Origin of the sequence: Terasakiella pusilla DSM 6293, assembly GCF_000688235.1 — a bacterium.
Classification (GTDB): Bacteria; Pseudomonadota; Alphaproteobacteria; order Rhodospirillales; family Terasakiellaceae; genus Terasakiella; species Terasakiella pusilla.
This window is the reverse complement of record NZ_JHYO01000016.1, coordinates 54,243-73,765: the sequence shown is the minus strand read 5'-3', so window position 1 is coordinate 73,765 and position 19,523 is coordinate 54,243. Positions and strand designations below refer to the sequence as shown.

The following is a 19,523-nucleotide window of genomic DNA, read 5'->3' as shown; positions in this document are numbered from 1 at the left end:
AAGGTGACACCTAGCTAAAAACTGCATCTTTAGTCAAACATTCAAAAAACGATACCAAAAAGACGGCGCTATAGGGTTTCTAAAATGTCGGCTTGCGATGAAATCGATACCGAACAGATCAGCCTGATATGCCGGTGACGCTTCCAGCACTTGGTGTCGTTCTGATGCCATGATTTGTCTCATGCGGTCAGTGTATTCATTCATGTCCGCTTCGAATTCGATTGGGGCTTCACATTCCCCCGTTTCCCGGCACGCATTCTGATAGTACATGAAGTTGAAAATGTCGTTAGCTACAGGGTGCCACAACTGACGACAAATATTCGGGAAGTCGTCTTTGGTCATCGTGTTGTGAAGCTCACCATACAGTTGTTCTTGGTTTAAGATTCCACACCACCCTGCCACTGTCGGCAGCAACCACGATGCCTGCATCAGTTCTTCACGACGCTCACTAGATGGATGTGCTTCATCAAGTTCAATCAAATCTTCAACGTTATCGGAAACAACAGGAAAACCTCGTCGCAGGTAAAACATGGAACAGGTTCGGTTAATTGTTTTCCTTAACCAATCAATGGCATCATCCTGACGATCCATTATGAGCAAGAAGATCATCGCCAATGTAATGTCGATAGATTGTCCATCTAGGCGTGGTGACGACGTTGCGGGGTTGTTCTTGAGCAGGCCAACAAGTGCGTCAGCGACATCGTTCAATTCAATGTAATCATATAGTTCGTCATTTCCGGCACCGCAGTACGTGATGAAAAGACCGATACTGGCAAGGAGGCCGATATGTTCAAAGAGTGTCAGCGTGAACAAATTACTGGATTGCGTTTGTTTGGCGAAACCATCTTTGACCATGCAATATGGTTGAATTTTATTGAAATAGGTTGCTGCGTTGTATGCGTATGTTCCGCACAGATCGGCATAAACCTTTTTCAATTTTGTTGAACTGGTTTCCTGTTTCAGCAAACGGTGCCATGACCACAACAAAGCACGCTCTGAGACCTTTAGAGCGGCCTTCGTGTCACCATCATTACATGCCCAGCCGCTAACCATCCGAACGGCCATGTTGATACGCACAAGAGCTTTATGAAGCTGGTCATTGTTGAGTTTAGCTTCAATCTCACCAGAAACATTTAATCCCAACTGCCGTCGAAGCAAATTGTCAAAATCACGCCGGGTGTATGTTTGTTCGCCAATCAACGCCAGAGTTCGTCTAAGGTCCGTTCTGTCTTCATCTTTGAACAAATGCTCGTTAAGCATATGCGTTTCGATGTAACCCGCGACTTCGTTTGCACCCCAAAAATCGAATGCCGCTTTATCGTGATAAAATTCGGTTATGCCTGACCAACTAGATTTGACGTTCTCTTTCATATCCCCAGTGGTCCCAAGAATAACTTTCTTGGGCAAATCGCGGTGATTTGCAGAGACATGACTACGAAGATAATCTGTGAAAATTTCGTCTATACTTGGCTTTACAGATTGTTCTCCTTGACCGTTCCAGACATTGCGATCAATGTCGCCTTGTTTCAAAACAAAAAGAATGAGCTTCTCTTGACCGTAAGTTGGATCGTTCTGTGCAACAGTAACATCTGGCCCGACAGCAGCCAAATCTACGCCCGATTGACGTGTCCCACGTTGTCCCTTTGTGATGGGGATAATGCCCATCGTTTGCAATAGGTCTGGTATCAGAACGTCAAATTCATCACGTTCTTTCATGGTGCGGAGATATGTGGACAGGATCAGTTTCATTCTTCACCCTTCCGAGATTGCCGATACCCAATCTTTCTTAATTCCAGTCCAATGCTATCAAATATAAAGCGACGCGGCAGTGTGATGTAGTGTTCGTATGCGTGCAGTGGTGACGGCTCACGATATTCACCTTGGAAAAACGAAAAGCTCGCTCTACCGGCTTTCAGTGGAATCGTTGTTGCGATCTGTCGGATGATCGAATCTTTTGCGGCTTCTTTGTGAACCTCCCTCATATGTTTGTCACGCTCAATGTAATAGCGTTCAACATGCTGCGGATTGGGTGCTAGCTCTTTAATTTGTGGCAAATTTGACAAGGCATCACGGTAGTCGTTGATCGACTTTAAGACACGATCACACAAACTGATTAACTCTGCTTGGCTGGTACTGGATTTGACTTCCTCAAGTTTTTTGACCGTATCATCTGGGAAATCGGCACCAATTTCTTCTTTCAACACACTTTCAATGAATGGATATGTTCGTTTCAGTGCGTCTGCGGTTTCCAGAAGTGACAATGTAAGTGACAACAGTTGAGTTTCATTGTCCACGAACCCAAGCATTCGCCGCACCAATAAGAGTATATCTTCATGGTCGTAACCATTTATAACATCCGTGTCGAACTTAGGTTCAAGGGATCGAATGGTGACGCAGTGTGAAAAGATTTCGTCAGCAGCTAACGTTAAAGGTTGATGGTCACTAACCAGCCAGACAGTCAGGATACGAGACAATATAGCTTGGTCTTGTAAAATTTCGTGAGTTGTCGAATTCAGGATTTTTGTGATTGGGTAGTTTTTGTCGTAGCCCTGTTGGATTAGCCACTTTTCAATTACGGCAATGACTTGCCCCGCATCACCCGCCTTATACATCTTATCCAAGATGTAATCGATGGTATCAACAATGCCTTCCCGTTCGAAGGGGATGTGTTCAAATGATGTGATCCATTGGTTAAAGTTTTGGTTGGACTTCAATTCTGCATAGTCGGCGTGAAAAAGCTCAGAAGCTAGAAAGCATATAGCGTCTAAATTCCGTAGATCGATTTGTTCCGATAACTCTCCAGCGAAATCATTATCGATCAAAGCCCCCTTCACGATTGATTGTAAAGCTGCATTCCGTATTTCATCTACTTGATCTTCAATGTTTGAAGTGCAATGGGTCAATAATGTACCAGATTGCGGTTCTGATAGGTAACCACGAGCTTTCAGCACTCCCAGCGACCACAGTGCATTAGCATGCAATAGATTATCCTCGGAAGTAAGGTCATTGATTGCTTCACGGTACGCTGCATCGGCATCAGTTTTTGCCAGAGATTGTATTGTCGTCGTATAAAGAGAGGTAATATCTTCACGGAATATAGGACGAAGTGCAGCCAGCATTTCACAGCATAGTTCAGGGCGTGTTTCTAACCTGCTTCCAATTTCGTCGAATAATCGGCCTCGCATGAAATCACGTTTAGTGTGTTCATGCTGTGCATCACATAATTGGATGATGCTTGAGATGTTTATATTATCTATTTTCGACACCGATCGGCGGACGACATCTAATACTCGCCACAGTTCCTCGGTATCGTTGACAATAGCCTCGGCTGCAGCGAGGAATGGGTCAGTGTCATTGACAGTGTAGGATAGAAATAAATCCAATGTCTCACTAAATGGAGCCAGCTTTGAAGCTACCTCCAACCATTTGTCCGGAATACATTGATCATTGGTATAGCATTGGCTTGAGAAATGTTTGGCAGCGTGCTTGTAGCGTTCTTCATCACTGATGAAGCGGAGAATGTTTCCATTAATCAAAAAGGTCGAATCTAGGTGGCCTTCCAGCATCACTAGGTCCTTTTCTGACAACTCCATGCAATCACAATTTTCTTGAAGCATAACTGCTGCAATCTCATTTAACCGAATTCCCATAAACCCTACCATTTTGGTAAATCAACTCAACTTTGGTCACTTTTGTATTCAAACAATTCACCAAGCTCACACTTAAAATACTCACAGAGCTTATTCATCACATCCAGCTCTACACGTTCGGCAGTTTCATGATAGAGGCGCGTGATGGTTCCACGGTTAATTCCGGTCTCTCTCGTCACATCTGCGATCTTTAATTTCTTCTCGCCCATTAAGCGAGACAAATGACATTTAATCATTTCAACTCACCATTTTAACCTCCTGCAGATCAAAAAAGCTTGCAAATAATCTTTTTACACCTATAATGATCTACAGAAGGTCATTTCAACTTCTTACAACGTTAAAAGTTTATAGCAGGAGACATAAAATGTCACAGACTTATTTGACCACCGAGGAATTATCCTCTCGCATCAAATATGATGCCCGCACTATTCGTGAGCGTCTGAAGGATTCTGTTTTACTAGAGGGTATTCACTATTTTCGCCCGTTCGGAGGACGCAAAATCCTCTATATCTGGGAAAAAATCGAAGAAGACATGATCCGAGGCCTTTCTGTGGACAGCCTAATTGCTAGCATTCAATAGGAGCTAAAGATGGCAACATTAATAACTCGTGGTGGTCGATTATATGTCGATTTCCGATACAAAGGAAAACGATGTCGTGAAGCAACAAGTCTAAGCGACACGCCGCAAAGCCGACGCAGGCTGGCTACTTTGTTGAAAAAAATCGAAGCAGAAATCACTTTAGGAAGTTTTGAATATTCAAAATATTTCCCCAATAGTGCTCGGGCAGAAGAATTCACCACCCACGAAAGTTCGGCCCGCATGATGCGAAGCGACATACCATTATTTGGCGACTTTGCTGAGCTTTGGTTTTCGGAAAAGAAAATCGAGTGGCGGGATTCGCATGCCAACACGGTCCGGATTTCGCTGGATAAATATCTTCTTCCAACCTTTGGCAAAAAGATAGTCGGCCAGATCCGTAAAAGCGACATTCTTAACTTCCGCTCGTCACTCGCCAAAGTACCCGGGCAGAAAGAAAAGACCCTGTCACCATCACGTATCAACCATATCATGACGCCATTGCGCATGATTATGACAGAAGCCGCCGACCGATTTGAATTTACCTCACCATGGCAGAATATTAAACCGCTAAAGGAGCCACGAACAGAAGTTCACCCTTTTTCCTTGGAAGAAGTAAATTTAATTCTCCAAACCGTGCGGTCAGATTTCAAAAATTATTTCACCGTTCGCTTCTTTACTGGCATGCGCACCGCCGAGATTGATGGATTACGATGGCAAAATGTCGATTTTGAACGTCGACAAATCCTTGTTGTCGAAGGTTGGGTTGAAGGTCAACGGGTAGCAACTAAAACTGATAGCTCCCATCGTGCCATTCACATGTCCAAAATGGTCTATGAGGCTCTGAAGGCACAATATCTCGTGACAGCCAAACTTGGCGATTATGTCTTTTGCACGCAAAGTGGCACCCCTTTACTACGACGTAATGTGAACCGCCGTGTGTGGTACCCATTGCTTCGCCATCTCGGCCTTGCGCAACGACGCCCCTATCAGACAAGACATACCGCGGCGACACTGTGGCTAGCTTCTGGTGAAAATCCCGAATGGATCGCCCGCCAAATGGGGCATAACTCCACAGAGATGCTGTTTACTGTCTATTCCCGTTACGTCCCGAACCTGACCCGACAAGATGGCTCAGCTTTTGAACGTTTAGTAACAAGCCATTTCTCAAACGAAAGCAAAGGAACAAAACATGAATAAGCAGACACATTCTCTCTACATGCAGCTCAAAGCGCATCAAGAAGGTTACGCCAGTCTTCAGCTCGCTAAGAAACTTCATTGCTTATTGCCTCTCAACGACGAGGTAGACCTGCGCCCCTTTATTGGGAATGGAAAGAACAGAAATAACGTCGAAGCCATACAAACATGGATCAAGGAAACAATGACAGATTTTCCGGCTAGCAGCTTTGAACTGACATTGGATCATTGGCATGAGCGTCTCATCAATGTCTTACTAAGCAAACTTTATGACGAGGAAGAAACATGATCATTGCGCCCCTCCTGACCTTAACTTTGAACATCACCTCCCCGAATATTCATAATTGTAATCGTGAGCAGGAGCTAGAATAATGCCCATGAACCAAATCCCTCTTGACCAACTCGTTCGCCTTAGCCCCATCGCCATCAATTCATACATTCACCTGATGGATTTATGGAAGGTTAAAACTCAAGACCGCTGGGACTTACTAGGCAGCACGCCCCCTTTCAATCTAGAAAAGTATGAAGGCTGGAATGCAAGTATTGCCCTGACAGAGGAACAACTTATTCGCGTCGACCTGTTGCTGAAAATTGCGCGGCACCTTCAACTCTTATCTGAGCCTGAACTTTGCTGGAAATGGATACAAAAACCAAATTCTAGCCCTCTTATGAAAGGTCTAACGCCTTTGCAATATATGATAAATGGCGGTCTCCCAACCATCACCGGGATTTTCAACTATCTAGAAGGACAGAGGCGATGCCACTTTTTGTAAGTTATTATTTATGTCGAATAAGGACCTTCGCCTGTTCTCTCACCGTTTTGACAACCTCATCCGGCTGGTCTTCCAGCAATTGCATTAGGCGCAACACCTCTGCAGATAAATTCCGAGGCTGCAGATCAAACAGCTCACCGATTTCAATCTCGAACACTCTAGCTATAGCAGCCAAATTTTCTAGGCGTGCAGATGTCACGCCCCGTTCAATATTTGAAACGGTATCAACATTGCAATCTATGGCCTCTGCCAATTGTTCCTGGGTCATCTGCTTTGCTTTTCGAAGCTTGCGGACCGTTCTTCCCAGCTGTGTAATGATCTGATCTTGGGTCATGCACGGAATTTCACCCGTATTTCAACACATAACCACCGAACAAATTCAGAGTTTTAATTGCATGCATACATTTACTGAATATAATCGGTTTAATTGCAAATTTAGAAAATCAAACCGAATTTATTCAGATCACAAGGAGCTTCATCATGATCATCTCTCGTACATTCTTCTTTCTGGTTTTCGCCCTTTTTGCCAGCCCCTCACATGCTGCAGAAAGAGCTGCCCCATTTGGTTTTGAGATCGGCACAGACACATTAATGTCTGCGCGCACTCAAGCTATTGAAAAAGGTTATGCCCACAAGATTGAAGGAGAGAACAAATACACAGGAGGCTTAATGCTCGATGTTGATGTCAGTGCGGCGCAGGTCAATGGTGTAAAAAAACTCATTCTGATTTTTGATCAACAGGAAGTCTTACAGGGTGTGACTTTTACTACCCGAAAAAACCATTTCCATGATTTCGATGGTTTCATGTCTCAAAAATACATTCCTGTTACACGTCAAGCCCCTGCTGTTGGCAACAAATATGTCGAATACCGCGCCCCAAACGCCATAATCAAAGTGAACGCCCCGCATCTGAGTTTTGACATGACCATCACATATGCTTCCCAAGACCTTCAGGACACCTTCGAACGAATGTCATCAAATGAAAATACGGCAAAAAGAAAAAAAGCAGCGTCACAGTTCTAAGGATAGCGAAACTCACCATGTAAATGTAAAGCCCTCCCAATTTATCAATTTAAAATTGCACAGGTATTCTTTCTATGACATCAAATAACCCGCAAATCTCAACTGCAAACATAATTAAAAAAATTCAGGAAGATAAAGCTTCCGGCAATTTCAAACGAGACACTTTAAAACATGGCCCCGCATATCAGATCCCCAAAACAAGGCCGGACACGATCCAACAAATTACCCCTGATGACACCGTCATCACTGGGCATTTTCAAAATGGAATGTTTATTCCCTCAGATTCAGAATAGGAATACCGACATGAAAACCATCGACCAATACCCAAAACCAACCAAACATGGTCCAGAGTGTGGAGAATTCAATGGTGCCAAAATCTTTGAGTACCTAGATTGCACTGACGGACAACGCTATTTCTACGCTGCCGTCTTAGCACCAGATGAGAGTTATTGTGATGTAGATGGGTCAGAGATCGTGTTGGACCCGGGGATTATTTATCGCCCCGAATAATAGTGCTATCAATTGAAAACAAACTATAGGGGAGGCAGGCTATACCTTCGCCTCCCCTTCTTTCATTTGCATATACAACAACTCTTATATCTACTGCAAAATCGTACTAACAACGGGAAACATCATACCTAGGCCTATTGCTCTATAAAGGTTTTGCAGCCCCTAAAAAGTATACATTAGCTAAAAAATCCAAAATTCATAAGAAAAACACCGTTTTTTTCCACATAAAATGCATTCTTCATTTCAATGCGGGAATACATTTTCCTTTTATTATCAAAGCATTAAATAACAAATAATTAGTGTTGTATTTCTTTTTCGGTATTTTACCCATCTAGGAAGGGCGTCGAAATGCCCGTGGATGTGGCATAAAATGTCATTTAGACACGAAGAGAGTAACTGTCATGAAATCTAGCATTTCTTACATCAACAATCAAACGACACCACTATTGCTACATCCATCCGCAGAACCTGCTGCCATTGCATGGGAAAAACTTGATCGTCATTGGAAGTCTTCAGAATTCACAAAAGCAGACATTTCAGCAATTCTTGAGAACACGACCATCTCGGTTGTAAAAAAAGACAAAGCTTATCTTTTCTTTTCAAACTTCGAAGCCGTTCGCCTAATTAAGCATCACCATATCAAAAAAGTAACGGTCCGCCTCTACGAAAAAATCCCTGAACATGACATTCGTCGAATATCAGTAAATTACCTTGGCTTCATCAAACTCTACTCTCTTAAGCCAAAAACCGGGCTTGCCAGTCTTCAGCGAGCGGCCTCGTCATATCTAGCCAAAGAATTCACCATTGATCATTTCGATACTTCTTTACAGCAGGTCAAAAACGCCGCCCCTGCCCTTGGTGTAACGCACAAACAATTACGCACTCAAATTCAAAACTTGAAAGGAAAAATTCATGACTGAACATTTCCTTTCCTCTTTGCGTCCATTCAGCCCAACTGACCAAAGCAATGTCTCTCTACAAAGATTGGCACATTTCTATCTGAACCGCGCACACGAAAGACTTGGCCTAGAGGGGCCAGAAAGTAAAACAATCATCACCCAGCTACCAAGCTCCTCTAGGATCTCTAACGAGGAAGTCAGGCAATTGTATACGAAACTTAAATCTCAGAAAAAGTTGACCAACTTTCCCGTTGCAGCGATGATTGCCCGCAACTATGACCTCCCTCACCCCAGAACCGATCTCCTTAACGACCTTAAAGCGATCGGACTATGCGTCAGTGTCTGGTATTTCACGACAGGCCGAGCCTTCAATGATCTCCAAAAATTTTGCTACGTCATTCGTAACCTAACGGATGAAAAGCTCCTTTGGTTATTGAAGCTCATGCCCGACCACGTAACCTCTGTTCATCAACTGATCAACCACCTTGATGGAAAATTTAAAGAAATCTCCATCCACCAAACGCGTCGGTTCAAAGACTTTTTCAACCCCTTAAAATCGTTAATCGACAACCGTGGAGCAAATCAACCCCAAAACCAACATGGTATGAGGAACCAACATAATTGGGATTGCGAGCAAAAAACAATAACTCTTCAAGCGCCTGGCACGGATGATCCTCTCTCCTTTCTCATCAATCCGCCGGAAAGCACCTCACCAAACATCAACATTGAAGAACAAACCTTCGATCAATTTTCCTCTCACCTGTTCATTGAATTCAACGATCAACGTCAGAGCAACAACAAAAGAACGCAGATTGAACGAGGGATTAAAGGGCAAGGTCTGGCCAATGCCTTTATCCACAAAACATGCAAAAGCATCTTTGATTGGGATAATTTATCTGAAAATGAAGTAACAAAACTTTTCCTCCTCGAGTTCGAAGGCGTAATAAAAGGAAATCAAGCTTCACTTCTGACCTGCCTGTCTATTCTGACAGGTCGGCCTGTTCACAAACTATCTGCACTTCCCATAAAGTCCCACGATAAGTTAGAAAACGGAGAACAATGGGTCTTGATGAATAAACTTGTATGTCTGGTTTACGTCGTCAAATTACCAGAAAATAAAAAGAAAAATGCCAAACAAGTTTATCACGAAACCGAAAAGCAAATCTGGCTGCCTATGCCTGCTCAGATATCAGAACTACTCAAAGAACAGCTCGTTAATGACGCTCTAACAAACATCAATTACGGAGATCATTTTTCCAAATTGAACCGACGTTTCAAAAATCGTCTCTCTGAAAACAGAATCGCTGATATCTTCAACCGCTTTTTTGAATTTCACGGCTATCAGAGCCCACTTATCGCCATGCTCAGCGGTCACTCCCCACAACACTGTCCGCCGACCTTCTATGCAGGCATTGATCGTGTTGACCTTTCATCTGCCTATTCTAGTTTTACTGCCTATCTAGAAAAATTAACCGACATCGATGAATTGCAACCATCCTTACGACCTTCATCAAAGACCATGATCGGCAGCAATGTGATCACCAAAGAACACATCGTTCAAGCGCGTTTCTCATCACTCAAACATCATCTTGCCAATACGGAAGAATGGCAGGACTTCCACAATATGTATACGTTTTATACCCATCAGCTTCTGTCATTGGCAACGGGACATCGCGCTGTGGGAAGCCCCTTTGAAAACATTGGAGACTTCGATTTAGAACATGGATTTATTTGGATTTGCGATAAGGAAAATCGACAAGAACAGTCCGCTCGTTTCATCCCATTATCTCAGACAGCTCTCCGACAAACTCACCTCTATGTCAAACACCTCGAAGCTTCTCAATTCTTCCATTCCATCTGCAATCCCGACCTCGCTAAAGAAATTGGAAAATCACTTTCTGGAGAAGCTGATTTTCTTTTCTTCTTCAATGGTAAAAGGCTCACCCCAGTCAGCCCTTCAGGCTTAGCGAAAATAGAGAAAAAACTCTGCCTGCCGGCGCTCAAGGACAACTGGGCCCGGCATTATCTCTATACTCATTTATTGAGAAGTCGTGTGGCCTCATCCTGCATTTATAACTTCTTTGGCCACGCACCATTCGGTCTGGAATATAGCTCACCAGTTTCCTTATCATCGCTTGCAGAGTTTAGAGACATTACGACTGAAATTGAAAAACACTTTACCACGTTAGCCATCTCACCACTCAACGGCTGGGAGAGCGTATAAGATGATTACACGCTCAAATGCTGCATCTGGTCGCAAAGCGCGCAAAGAAGCCCGTGCTAAAGCAATTCAAAATTTTGAAGACGCCTTTAGAAGCAATCTCATCACTCACTTCCCTGGGCTCTTTATCCTGCCTCGCTCTTGCTCAAATCATATGGAAAATTTGAATACCTTTGTCAGGTTTATTAAAGAACAAAAATTAAACCTAAATACAAAAAAGGAAGCGATTCTGCATCTGAACCAATTTATTGAGAACATCAACGATGAAGAAAACTGGCAGCTCGCAAAAGCACCTCAGATCAACCAAGCGATCAGACGGCCATCGCGAAGGAAACTTGGCCACCAAATGCAAGTCAATACCTTCCGGAAATGGTTTTATGACCTGGAAGCCAAACTCATCAACATCGATATGGAAAAGCATGAAACGCATCTTCAGTGCTATATTTTGCTTAGCATTATGACATACGGTGGCCTGGCGACAAAAGCTGGCCTTAGTCAGCTCATTAAAAAGCTAAATTCAAGTCAAACTCCATTTGAAACGGCTAAAAACTGGGTATGGATTGACCTTGTTTACAAAGACCCGAAAGCGTCCCCCAACCATCGAGTGGAGGGGGAGGAAGTCTGTCTCAGAAGATGGTTTCCAGACCCCCATACCTTGTCTTTAATCCATCTCTACCTTTCTAAAGAAAAACGAGGCCCCCTGCCTGAACGCGACGACGAAATTCTCAAACTTTTCAATGACACCTCCAAATCGGTCGAATGTAATCTCTTGCCGATCCAAGGAGCAAACCAGTTAAAACAACTTTGCGAAATCGCTTATGGTGCGATTGAACTGAAGCCAGGCATTTCTCTTCCAGAATATCTAATTGAAGTTTCAACGGGTCGATTGTTGACATCCTCTCTCCCAACTAGCGACTTCAAACGACTTCTTGGATTGAAAACGTATCGAAAAGCTTCATTGCAGGATCACCCCCGCCTGCTTGGAACCACACCAAAAAGCAGGCCAAACTTCAGCTGCACAGTAAAAGATTCAGCATACAAAGAACTGAAAGAACTCTATAAAATTCTAAAAAAGGGTCACAATCCTAAACCTATCATCGCTGCCCTTCAGGCCTTCACCCCAGTTTTTTCTATTATCCGCCTCCTGCAAAACTGGTCTATTTTCCTTCTCAAAGAACGCAAAATCGCAGTTAGCTCAACATATTCTTACCTAAGCCAAATTGGGAGTTTCTTAATCTACGACACGCCAACTTGTGATCTTTCTGAACTAACATCTGACGATTGGCTTGCCATCTATGAAAACGTTATCGAGCGTAAAGCAAACGTCACAGAACGCGACAACACCGCATTTCGTCTGATGGACTTTCATCAATTTCATGTCTCACAAAATACACTAACGCCACTCGATCTCCCTTTGATTACAGGAAAACCGGGGAAACTCAGTTTTGTCAAAGCAGGATTCATTGATGAAAAACTTTATGCAGACGTTCGGGCGGCTATTCGCCAATCCAAGGCCCTCTCACCCGACGAAATAACCCGATTGGAAGTTCTCGTTATCTTGGCTCACCGAACGGGCATGAGAATTGGGGAGTTGTTAAAACTAACCGGCGCCGACATTGAAGGAAACAAGCAATTTAACCTTCTTATCCGTGACAATCGTTTCGGAAAAAATAAATCTAGAAACGCCCAACGCATTCTTCCTCTTTGGTTACTCTTGCCTTTTGAAGAATACGCGTATATTCATGGCTTCCTGTGCAGCATTCCGTCTCGTCAAAAGCACCTCGTTTTTCATCACGATGGGCAACCTCAAAGCAAATGGAACACAGGAGAGATCAGCTATCTCATCTCTCGTCTTCTCAAGTCGATATCGGGTGAAACACATTTGAGTTTTCACCATTTTCGGCATTCAGCCCTTTCAAAAATGCAGTTAATAATTGAACAGGATTTTGAACTTGTCGAGACCTTCACCAACCACACACAGGAAGAAGCCCGAAATCTTTTTAACATAGCCTTTGGTGGTAGAAACAATAGCAAGACTGCATTCCTCCATCTCGCCAAGATGGCCGGCCATGGGGAAGCTGACACCACGTTCAAACATTATCTCCACCTGACAGACCTAATCTGGTTGCGCACAGTTCAAAAACGAACGGATCGCCTTGCCTCTAACCAAATTAAGAACCTTTTCGCAGTATCCGCAAATACAGCCACAAGACTTTCGAAGAGTGTTCATTTCTGGACCGATCTTCACAATCATGCCATCAAAAGCTTGAAAGAAAACGGCTTTGGGAAAGTGATCCGTCTCACGCGCGCTGCAAACCAACCACGCCTTGAAGACATGTCCGACTTGGAGTTTACCAAGGAAAACCTTCACACCATTCTCTACAACTACATCGTTTTAGGAAAAAAGCTCGGAAGTCATTGGCCGGAAAACCGCCGTGCTGAGATTGTAGAATCAATTGAGGTCAGTAAACACCTTGCCGAAATTGAAACCAAGTACAACAACCCACGTTTCCCCTCGGTTTTAAGGAAAAATACAGATGAGAAATATGTCTTGCCCTTTTCTGATCTGCGCAATTGCGCGACGGACGATCTAGCGCCGCTTCTTGATCATCTCACCAAACTTTATAAAAGGTCCCCAGCTAAAGTCATATCTTTTGCAAAAGATATTGTCGCAGGCTGCGATCAATCAGAAGCGGGTGTTTCCTTCAATCACCCCAACCAATTAAAGCTGGCCTTAACAATCTTACTGCCCATTTTTCCAATGGCACGATTTTCACTTACCTATGACTACCCAGTTAAGGCGTCAGACGTTGTGAAAAACCGCATTGAAAGTAGCTGGCTAAATATTTTTCAAGGCCACTCAATCCACAAAATCGTCCAAGTGCAATCTCCTCGTTCCAGATATATGACAGCTCGCCTCAAGCTTTTGGAAAAAGATATGAAGAAAAACTGCTCGAAACAACAAGCTTCCCGAGCCCTCCAAAATGCCGTTTTAGAATTTATTATTCTAAACCCTGAGGTTTACCCAAAATTACGAATTTGAACCTCAACATGCTTCGACGTAAAATACCCCTAGTTCAGTGATTGACCTACAAAGTGACGGCAGACTTAGTGTTTCCCTCCTTCCCCCCTCCAATCACATAACAAAATTAGATCTGTTCGATCTTTTTCTCTGCGTCCAAAACATTTCGATTTCACAGACTTTTCTTTTCTGACGCCTGCTCCTCTCCCATAATTGATGCCAGTGAGGAGTTAGTGAATTAGGCATGGCATGTAACGGCCGTTCTGTCCATCGTGTTCTGGGGCACCCCAGAACACGATGATGCAAATTCATTTGGCGTTGCCCAGTTCAGGGCGGAATGTGGTCGATCTGTATTGTATCTTTTTCTCCAGTTCTCAATGATTTCTTGGGCCTCTTTGAGTGATGAAAAAAGGTTCTCATTCAAGCACTCATCACGAACCCGTCCGTTGAAGGCTTCGATAAATCCGTTTTGACTTGGTTTGCCCGGTTGGATGAATTGCAGCTCTACGCCAGAACGTTGCACCCAATCAAACATCGCCATGGATGTGAACTCGGTGCCATTGTCGCAAACAATGAATTCCGGTTTGCCATGAAGATCAATCAATCGTGTCAGCTCTCTAGCGACACGATGGCCTGAGATGGATGTATCCACGATCATAGCATGGCACTGCTTTGTGAAATCATCGATTACATTGAACGTACGAATACGACGACCACTGGCAAGCTGATCACTCATGAAATCCATACTCCATCTCTGCAAGGGCTTTGAGGGCAGGATCAGCGGCTGCCGACGAATGGCACAACGCCTCTTCTTTCTGCGTTTCCTGACTTGCAGACCTTCTTCGGTGTAAATCCGATGGGTCTTTTTATGATTAACCCCAAAGCCTTCCCGCCTGAGCAGAACATGCAATCTCGGATGACCGAAACGGCGATGCTTGTCCGCCAGTTCCTTGATCCTAGATCGCAAATCCGTATCTGGCGATTTAACCGATTGATAGCGGATCGTCGAGCGGGCAGCCCCGATGAGACGACAAGAATGGCGTTCGCTCAATCCTACAGCTTGAAGGATGCTGACGGCCTTGCGAAAGTCTTTGGGGCTCAGATCTTTTTTAGCAGTTCTTCCAAAGCCATTTTATCCAGCGATAGGTCTGCTACTAGCTTCTTCAAACGCCGGTTCTCATCTTCCATATCCCGAAGGCGACGGGCATCGCTGACCTCCATACCTGCAAACTTGGACTTCCATTTGTAATAGGTCGCATCGGACATGCCATGCTTGCGACAAAGCTCCTTGACCGGGACCCCAGCTTCATTCTCTTTCAAAATTCCGATGATCTGTTCGTCTGTAAATCTACGCTTCATAAGTGTCTCCATTGTTCAAAATAATGAAAACACTAACTACCTACTGGATCAACATCCGGGGAGAGGAGCACTCAGTCGTCTTCCCAATACCCGGTCCGCCAAGGATGACTACCACTTTCCGATCATCGAAAAAATCGAACGACTGCGGAGACATATCTTGATTTGGGTCTGGCGGTGGTGAAACCTGAAGATAACGACGTTTAATATACACTTTTCGCCCCTTATTTTTTCCTTAGGAGAGACGATAGCATAGAGTCAAAAAACGTCATAGGCTGGAGTAGTTTAAGCAATAAAGTGCGTATTATCGAAGCCCCAAATCAGTTCTTAATCTCTCACATTCAGCTTGATACAAGATAATTCTCAAATGCGCTGCTTTCAGTGGAAGTTCAGCTTCTTTCCCAAGAAGATTTTGCAAAAAATCATTATAAAAAGGCTTTGAACTCTTAGCGCCTGCTTTTGATAACTCAAACTCATTCCTGACCGCCTCCCAGCATTCAGCAACAAAATCGGCTGCGAGCAACTCATTTTCATGATTCGTTTTTTCCGCGGTTTTAACGATTTTAGAATGAGCACTCTCGAAAGTTTCTAACGCACGATCAAACAAAGTCTCTTCTAGAACATTTAATTCATCCAAATCTCTGCAAGAAATAATACCAGATAGAGTACCACAAGCATTCAGGGCTTTGTCTATAAGGGGAATAATAGGTACGCTCAAGCATGGCAGACCTATAACATCACCCCACCTTCCTTTAAAATTCTCCACAGGAAATGGCCTATTGTTTACGGGGTGAAGTGCAAAGTTATCTAACAGAAAGCCTTTTAAGCTGAGGACAAAACAGTATGGAAAGTCTCCATTAAATACGCTTTGAGCAACCTCATAAATCTCATCCAGAAAATACATTTCCTTCTCTAGGTCATTTATCTCAAAAACGATAGCGACTTCTTTAGATGGCCACACCCAGGAATCTTGTTGATCAATTTCTTTGTAATAAAAATCAACACTCTTTCCCTCACGTTCCAATCCGCTCTTAATTTCTTTGATTTTACTGAAATATCTTTTCTCTGAATTCTGAAGGCACCATCTCTCAGCCGCGAAAATACGTTTTCGTGTACCGCCCTTCTTAGCTGCACGTATGACTGCATTCGTACAAGCAATCCTATCAAAGTCCATCTCATGCAAGATATTGGAAACAGCTTTCAAACGTTTTGATATTGCTATCAACGTTTCTTCGGGCTTTTTATCTACAACACGCCAAATTTCAGAGTTTCTGTACCTTTCTGATTGAGCAACAAGATCACTAGCAAAAACTGCAGTACCTTTTGTATTTTCACCATTTCCTGCTTTTAGCAAGCGAGGCAAAAGATTTCCGAGAATACCACTAATTAGAGAGCTAAAACTCTCATCACTCCACCTTTTTTCACCCGGCGAAAGCATTTTTTCGGCCACCTGTACTTGGCTTGCGTATGCATGCTTTTTCACTTCTTCCAATACATAATTTATCTCTGACGCGATTTGATCAGTGCCCGATATTGGTTTTCCTCTGATCCACTTTTCAGTGTACTTGCCAAAAACCTGTTCTGTTTTAACAAGCAGGTCGCTCATAACGAGAACGTAACTCGTTAAACTTTCTTCGGACACTTTCGCCAACAACATCTGCCTAAATGCGACATTCCAAGCAACTATTGTCTTTGGGTGTAAATTTTCACGCGGAATTTCCTTAGACCATGAAAGGCCTAAGCTATCATCTATCTTATGACCTAAAGGCGTAATAACCTCCGATGCCAAAACATCAGAGGTTGGCGAAATTGCCTTTAGCGTTTCACATATTTCAACGATTTTTGCATGAACATCATCTTGCTCTTCCTGAAAGATAAAATGATAATCTGCCCTCGCGATGATTTTACCTTCATCATTTTCTGTAATCTCCGGATAAGTGACCCAAGGAGTTTGTTCATAGAACCATCGAAATAGATTATCGTTCCCACCGAACGCTTGATGGAGAGCCTTTGCACAATCTAATGAGATTGTCTCTGCAACCGACAATAAATCGGCCACCTCATAGATTTCAAAATCATTCTTCAGCTCAATATCAGGAGCCATAGTAACGTTAATACCGTTGAGCCCCACAATTGGAACACAGCACGACATTAAGTGCAGTGTTTCCCCCAAATTCGAACATTGAGGAATGGCTGTATCTCTCTCAATTTTATTTAAACATTCTAGCCGGAAATCAACTTTGTCCTTCATCCTGTAAGCCAAAACAGCTTGCCGCAGGTTGCCCCATTCAACAAATTGATCCATCTCAGGAATATTCGTTTTAGGGTCAACAAACATTGACGCAAAACTCCATAACGAACGTGGTACTTCGTGTCCAACAAGACATTCAATAAATAAATCAACACAATATGAAATTGCAGCTTGGCCCACGCCTGTCAGAATTGCTGAGAACCCCTCAGCACTCTCAGCATCTTCCAGAATTTTCCCGACCGCTGTGTATGTGTACTCTAAATCTTCAGGCGGCACCTCGAAAGCTGAGCGCACGATAAAAGGTATCGTTTCTTTAGTCGCTGCACCGATAGAACTCCAGTAAGTATCACGCCATCGATATATCAATTCGTCATGAGAGGCGTTTCTGAGAGCAAGGGAACGCAATTGATGAGCTCCTCCCAAAACTCCCGGCCTATTTTCAAAAATCAAATGCTCATCAATCAACCTTTGAAGAGCTTTTCGTCCTTGTTGCTTTGAAAGCCCTATTTGAACGAGAAGCTTATCAATATCTACTTCTGCACCTTGCGAACATATTACTGAACAGCTCCGGATAATCGAGAGTTCATCCTCCCTATCTTCTTTTTCACGTTGGAGAATTTGCTGATTAATCACCTTTTGCAGCCGTTCACCTTTCGTCAACAAGTGAACATATTCCAACATCAAACCATCTGAGTTTTCAAATGGTTCCCTCCAGTGTTCCCAAGGGCTTGAGCCCTCCACTTTGAGTTTTTCCCAAATTGATTTCGCCAAAGTCTCTGAGAGGGCTATAGACTCAAAAGAGATATCGGCTGAATTTCGGATCAAAAACTTGTCTTCTTCACGGATAGAACCCAACAAATACACCTTTGGAATACATGATATTTCTTCATATAGAGCGTTAAATGCATCTTTGTTCACGCTTCCAATCTCATCAAATGCAATACCAATGGGAGCCGATGTGACAGCAATCTTACTTTTGATAAAACTCACTACAGATTGAACAGCATCGACATCAAGATTGATATTGATACTAAACCATCTTATTTCCCTCGTGAGTTTTGCGCATGCAGACCATAAAAATGCGGATTTCCCAGAACCCGACGGCCCGGAAATCAGAAGAAATCTTTTCTGCTTTAAAGTTCTTTCAACTATTTGGTATTCTTCCGGCCGCTCAACAATAAGGTTTTGAGCAATATGCCCTGGTTGTGCTTTCACGCCTAAATAAAAGCTAGGTTCTTGCAGCGGTGTCTTGAAATCAATCGGCTTAATAAAATGCCTTTTAAGCGCTTCTTCAATCACTGAAGGATCAGATGCCTCAAGCAAGTTAACAATTCTATTTTCAATATCAGAAACAGAAATTCGTCCCCTTAAATCATAACTCAAACTCGCATTTCGCTCTGATATTTCCGCAACGTAGCGATATATATCACTTATAATTTTATCGGCAATTACATCATCTATATTTAAAGTTGAAATTATAATTTCAAGAGCTTCTTTAACTGGCGAAGAACATACAATCAATGAGTCGGCTGGAGCTTCATGCAAATTATCAAAAGATTGTTCAGAGCAATCAGAGCAACTTTTCTCAGCAACAATTAAATGCACAAATTGCTTCGCCATATTTAGCGAAGAAGATTTCTCTCGCATTCCTTGATGAATACCTTTGATTTCTTGAGCTCTAAATTCACCTTCTTTTCTAGATTTGACCTGAATCCAGACCTCTTTCTCCGAGTATTCAACAACGCAATCCTCAAGTCCTTCAGGAATAACAAAACCACATTCGGCTTTCCCTGCCCATTGTCGAAGCAACAAAACTACAATTACCAAATGTTGATAGTGGAAACCCCGACCAGCCCAAGCCCCATGGCGGCTCTTTTTCCAGCTTTCTTCGAGATCAATTTCATCAACACTCATACCACGGTCTCTCCAAGCAAATTCAAACGTTCGCAAAACATTCATAAGAAATATTATGCACAATAAAACCACCTAAGATATAATCAAATTTAATTCCTACTAGACATCAATTTAGAAGCTGCCTATCTCA

Annotated in this window: 16 protein-coding genes; 10 read left to right on the top strand and 6 right to left on the bottom strand. The window is 43.1% G+C overall.

Annotation, left to right across the window (positions count from 1 at the left end; translation table 11 throughout):
• Positions 1-33 precede the first annotated feature (33 nt).
• From Q397_RS0112200 to Q397_RS0112190, 3 genes are read right to left on the bottom strand one after another with little or no spacing between them, the layout of a single operon-like run.
• Positions 34-1,749 (bottom strand): hypothetical protein, encoded by a 1,716-nt coding sequence (locus Q397_RS0112200; protein ID WP_028879662.1) that lies wholly within the window; start codon positions 1,747-1,749, stop codon positions 34-36.
• A complete protein-coding gene (locus tag Q397_RS0112195) occupies positions 1,746-3,650 on the bottom strand; it encodes a hypothetical protein (RefSeq protein ID WP_028879661.1) in 1,905 nt (634 codons plus the stop codon). Before Q397_RS0112195 ends, Q397_RS0112200 begins: the two co-directional genes overlap by 4 nt.
• 26 nt (positions 3,651-3,676) lie before the next feature.
• A complete protein-coding gene (locus Q397_RS0112190) occupies positions 3,677-3,886 on the bottom strand; it encodes a helix-turn-helix domain-containing protein (protein ID WP_028879660.1) in 210 nt (69 codons plus the stop codon).
• 128 nt (positions 3,887-4,014) lie between these two features.
• Between Q397_RS0112190 and Q397_RS0112185 the strand changes: the two genes are divergently transcribed.
• The 4 genes from Q397_RS0112185 to Q397_RS0112170 all read left to right on the top strand — a co-directional run bounded on the left by Q397_RS0112185 (position 4,015) and on the right by Q397_RS0112170 (position 6,197).
• On the top strand, positions 4,015-4,230 hold the full coding sequence (locus tag Q397_RS0112185) for a hypothetical protein (protein WP_028879659.1): 216 nt from the start codon (positions 4,015-4,017) through the stop codon (positions 4,228-4,230).
• A 9-nt stretch (positions 4,231-4,239) separates the two neighbouring features.
• Positions 4,240-5,427, top strand: a complete 1,188-nt coding sequence (locus Q397_RS22315; protein ID WP_038013747.1) for a tyrosine-type recombinase/integrase — start codon at positions 4,240-4,242, stop codon at positions 5,425-5,427.
• On the top strand, positions 5,420-5,713 hold the full coding sequence (locus tag Q397_RS0112175; protein WP_028879658.1) for a hypothetical protein: 294 nt from the start codon (positions 5,420-5,422) through the stop codon (positions 5,711-5,713). The genes Q397_RS22315 and Q397_RS0112175 overlap by 8 nt, the downstream gene beginning before the upstream one ends.
• An 82-nt stretch (positions 5,714-5,795) precedes the next feature.
• A complete protein-coding gene (locus Q397_RS0112170) occupies positions 5,796-6,197 on the top strand; it encodes a hypothetical protein (RefSeq protein WP_028879657.1) in 402 nt (133 codons plus the stop codon).
• Positions 6,198-6,201: 4 nt separating this feature from the next.
• On the opposite strand, the gene Q397_RS22310 is transcribed toward Q397_RS0112170, so the two are convergent.
• Positions 6,202-6,531 carry a helix-turn-helix domain-containing protein gene (locus Q397_RS22310; RefSeq protein ID WP_051609969.1) on the bottom strand — a complete coding sequence of 110 codons (330 nt, stop codon included), beginning with the start codon at positions 6,529-6,531 and terminating at the stop codon, positions 6,202-6,204.
• Positions 6,532-6,677: 146 nt separating this feature from the next.
• Here Q397_RS22310 and Q397_RS0112160 point away from each other — a divergent pair, with 146 nt between their 5' ends.
• The 6 genes from Q397_RS0112160 to Q397_RS0112130 all read left to right on the top strand — a co-directional run bounded on the left by Q397_RS0112160 (position 6,678) and on the right by Q397_RS0112130 (position 13,893).
• Positions 6,678-7,220 (top strand): hypothetical protein, encoded by a 543-nt coding sequence (locus Q397_RS0112160; RefSeq protein WP_028879656.1) that lies wholly within the window; start codon positions 6,678-6,680, stop codon positions 7,218-7,220.
• A 74-nt stretch (positions 7,221-7,294) separates the two neighbouring features.
• Complete coding sequence (locus Q397_RS0112155; RefSeq protein WP_028879655.1) at positions 7,295-7,513, top strand: hypothetical protein; 219 nt, start codon at positions 7,295-7,297, stop codon at positions 7,511-7,513.
• Positions 7,514-7,523: 10 nt separating this feature from the next.
• Positions 7,524-7,730, top strand: coding sequence for a hypothetical protein (locus Q397_RS0112150; RefSeq protein ID WP_028879654.1), 207 nt, complete (start codon positions 7,524-7,526; stop codon positions 7,728-7,730).
• 401 nt (positions 7,731-8,131) lie between these two features.
• Positions 8,132-8,650, top strand: coding sequence for a hypothetical protein (locus Q397_RS0112140; protein WP_028879653.1), 519 nt, complete (start codon positions 8,132-8,134; stop codon positions 8,648-8,650).
• Entirely contained in the window at positions 8,643-10,853 is a 2,211-nt protein-coding gene (locus tag Q397_RS0112135; protein WP_028879652.1) for a hypothetical protein, read from the top strand. The genes Q397_RS0112140 and Q397_RS0112135 overlap by 8 nt, the downstream gene beginning before the upstream one ends.
• Position 10,854: 1 nt before the next feature.
• Positions 10,855-13,893 (top strand): tyrosine-type recombinase/integrase, encoded by a 3,039-nt coding sequence (locus Q397_RS0112130; protein WP_028879651.1) that lies wholly within the window; start codon positions 10,855-10,857, stop codon positions 13,891-13,893.
• 217 nt (positions 13,894-14,110) lie between these two features.
• Here the strand turns inward: Q397_RS0112130 and Q397_RS22305 are convergent.
• Both Q397_RS22305 and Q397_RS0112115 read right to left on the bottom strand, forming a co-directional pair.
• Positions 14,111-15,231, bottom strand: a protein-coding gene (locus tag Q397_RS22305; protein ID WP_420864632.1) for an IS3 family transposase whose coding sequence is annotated in 2 segments (ribosomal slippage) — positions 14,111-14,985 and positions 14,985-15,231 — 1,122 coding nt in all. Because the reading frame shifts where the segments join, the coding sequence is not laid out codon by codon here.
• Positions 15,232-15,532: 301 nt separating this feature from the next.
• The gene (locus Q397_RS0112115) at positions 15,533-19,393 is read right to left on the bottom strand and encodes an ATP-binding protein (protein WP_028879649.1); all 3,861 of its coding nucleotides are present in this window, start codon (positions 19,391-19,393) and stop codon (positions 15,533-15,535) included.
• Positions 19,394-19,523 lie beyond the last annotated feature (130 nt).

Bases quoted from the DNA above. Each gene is read 5' to 3' on its own strand.
- Q397_RS0112200 (WP_028879662.1), bottom strand. From the start codon at position 1,749: ATGAAACTGATCCTGTCCACATATCTCCGCACCATGAAAGAACGTGAT.
- Q397_RS0112195 (WP_028879661.1), bottom strand. From the start codon at position 3,650: ATGGGAATTCGGTTAAATGAGATTGCAGCAGTTATGCTTCAAGAAAAT.
- Q397_RS0112190 (WP_028879660.1), bottom strand. From the start codon at position 3,886: ATGATTAAATGTCATTTGTCTCGCTTAATGGGCGAGAAGAAATTAAAG.
- Q397_RS0112185 (WP_028879659.1), top strand. From the start codon at position 4,015: ATGTCACAGACTTATTTGACCACCGAGGAATTATCCTCTCGCATCAAA.
- Q397_RS22315 (WP_038013747.1), top strand. From the start codon at position 4,240: ATGGCAACATTAATAACTCGTGGTGGTCGATTATATGTCGATTTCCGA.
- Q397_RS0112175 (WP_028879658.1), top strand. From the start codon at position 5,420: ATGAATAAGCAGACACATTCTCTCTACATGCAGCTCAAAGCGCATCAA.
- Q397_RS0112170 (WP_028879657.1), top strand. From the start codon at position 5,796: ATGCCCATGAACCAAATCCCTCTTGACCAACTCGTTCGCCTTAGCCCC.
- Q397_RS22310 (WP_051609969.1), bottom strand. From the start codon at position 6,531: ATGACCCAAGATCAGATCATTACACAGCTGGGAAGAACGGTCCGCAAG.
- Q397_RS0112160 (WP_028879656.1), top strand. From the start codon at position 6,678: ATGATCATCTCTCGTACATTCTTCTTTCTGGTTTTCGCCCTTTTTGCC.
- Q397_RS0112155 (WP_028879655.1), top strand. From the start codon at position 7,295: ATGACATCAAATAACCCGCAAATCTCAACTGCAAACATAATTAAAAAA.
- Q397_RS0112150 (WP_028879654.1), top strand. From the start codon at position 7,524: ATGAAAACCATCGACCAATACCCAAAACCAACCAAACATGGTCCAGAG.
- Q397_RS0112140 (WP_028879653.1), top strand. From the start codon at position 8,132: ATGAAATCTAGCATTTCTTACATCAACAATCAAACGACACCACTATTG.
- Q397_RS0112135 (WP_028879652.1), top strand. From the start codon at position 8,643: ATGACTGAACATTTCCTTTCCTCTTTGCGTCCATTCAGCCCAACTGAC.
- Q397_RS0112130 (WP_028879651.1), top strand. From the start codon at position 10,855: ATGATTACACGCTCAAATGCTGCATCTGGTCGCAAAGCGCGCAAAGAA.
- Q397_RS0112115 (WP_028879649.1), bottom strand. From the start codon at position 19,393: ATGAGTGTTGATGAAATTGATCTCGAAGAAAGCTGGAAAAAGAGCCGC.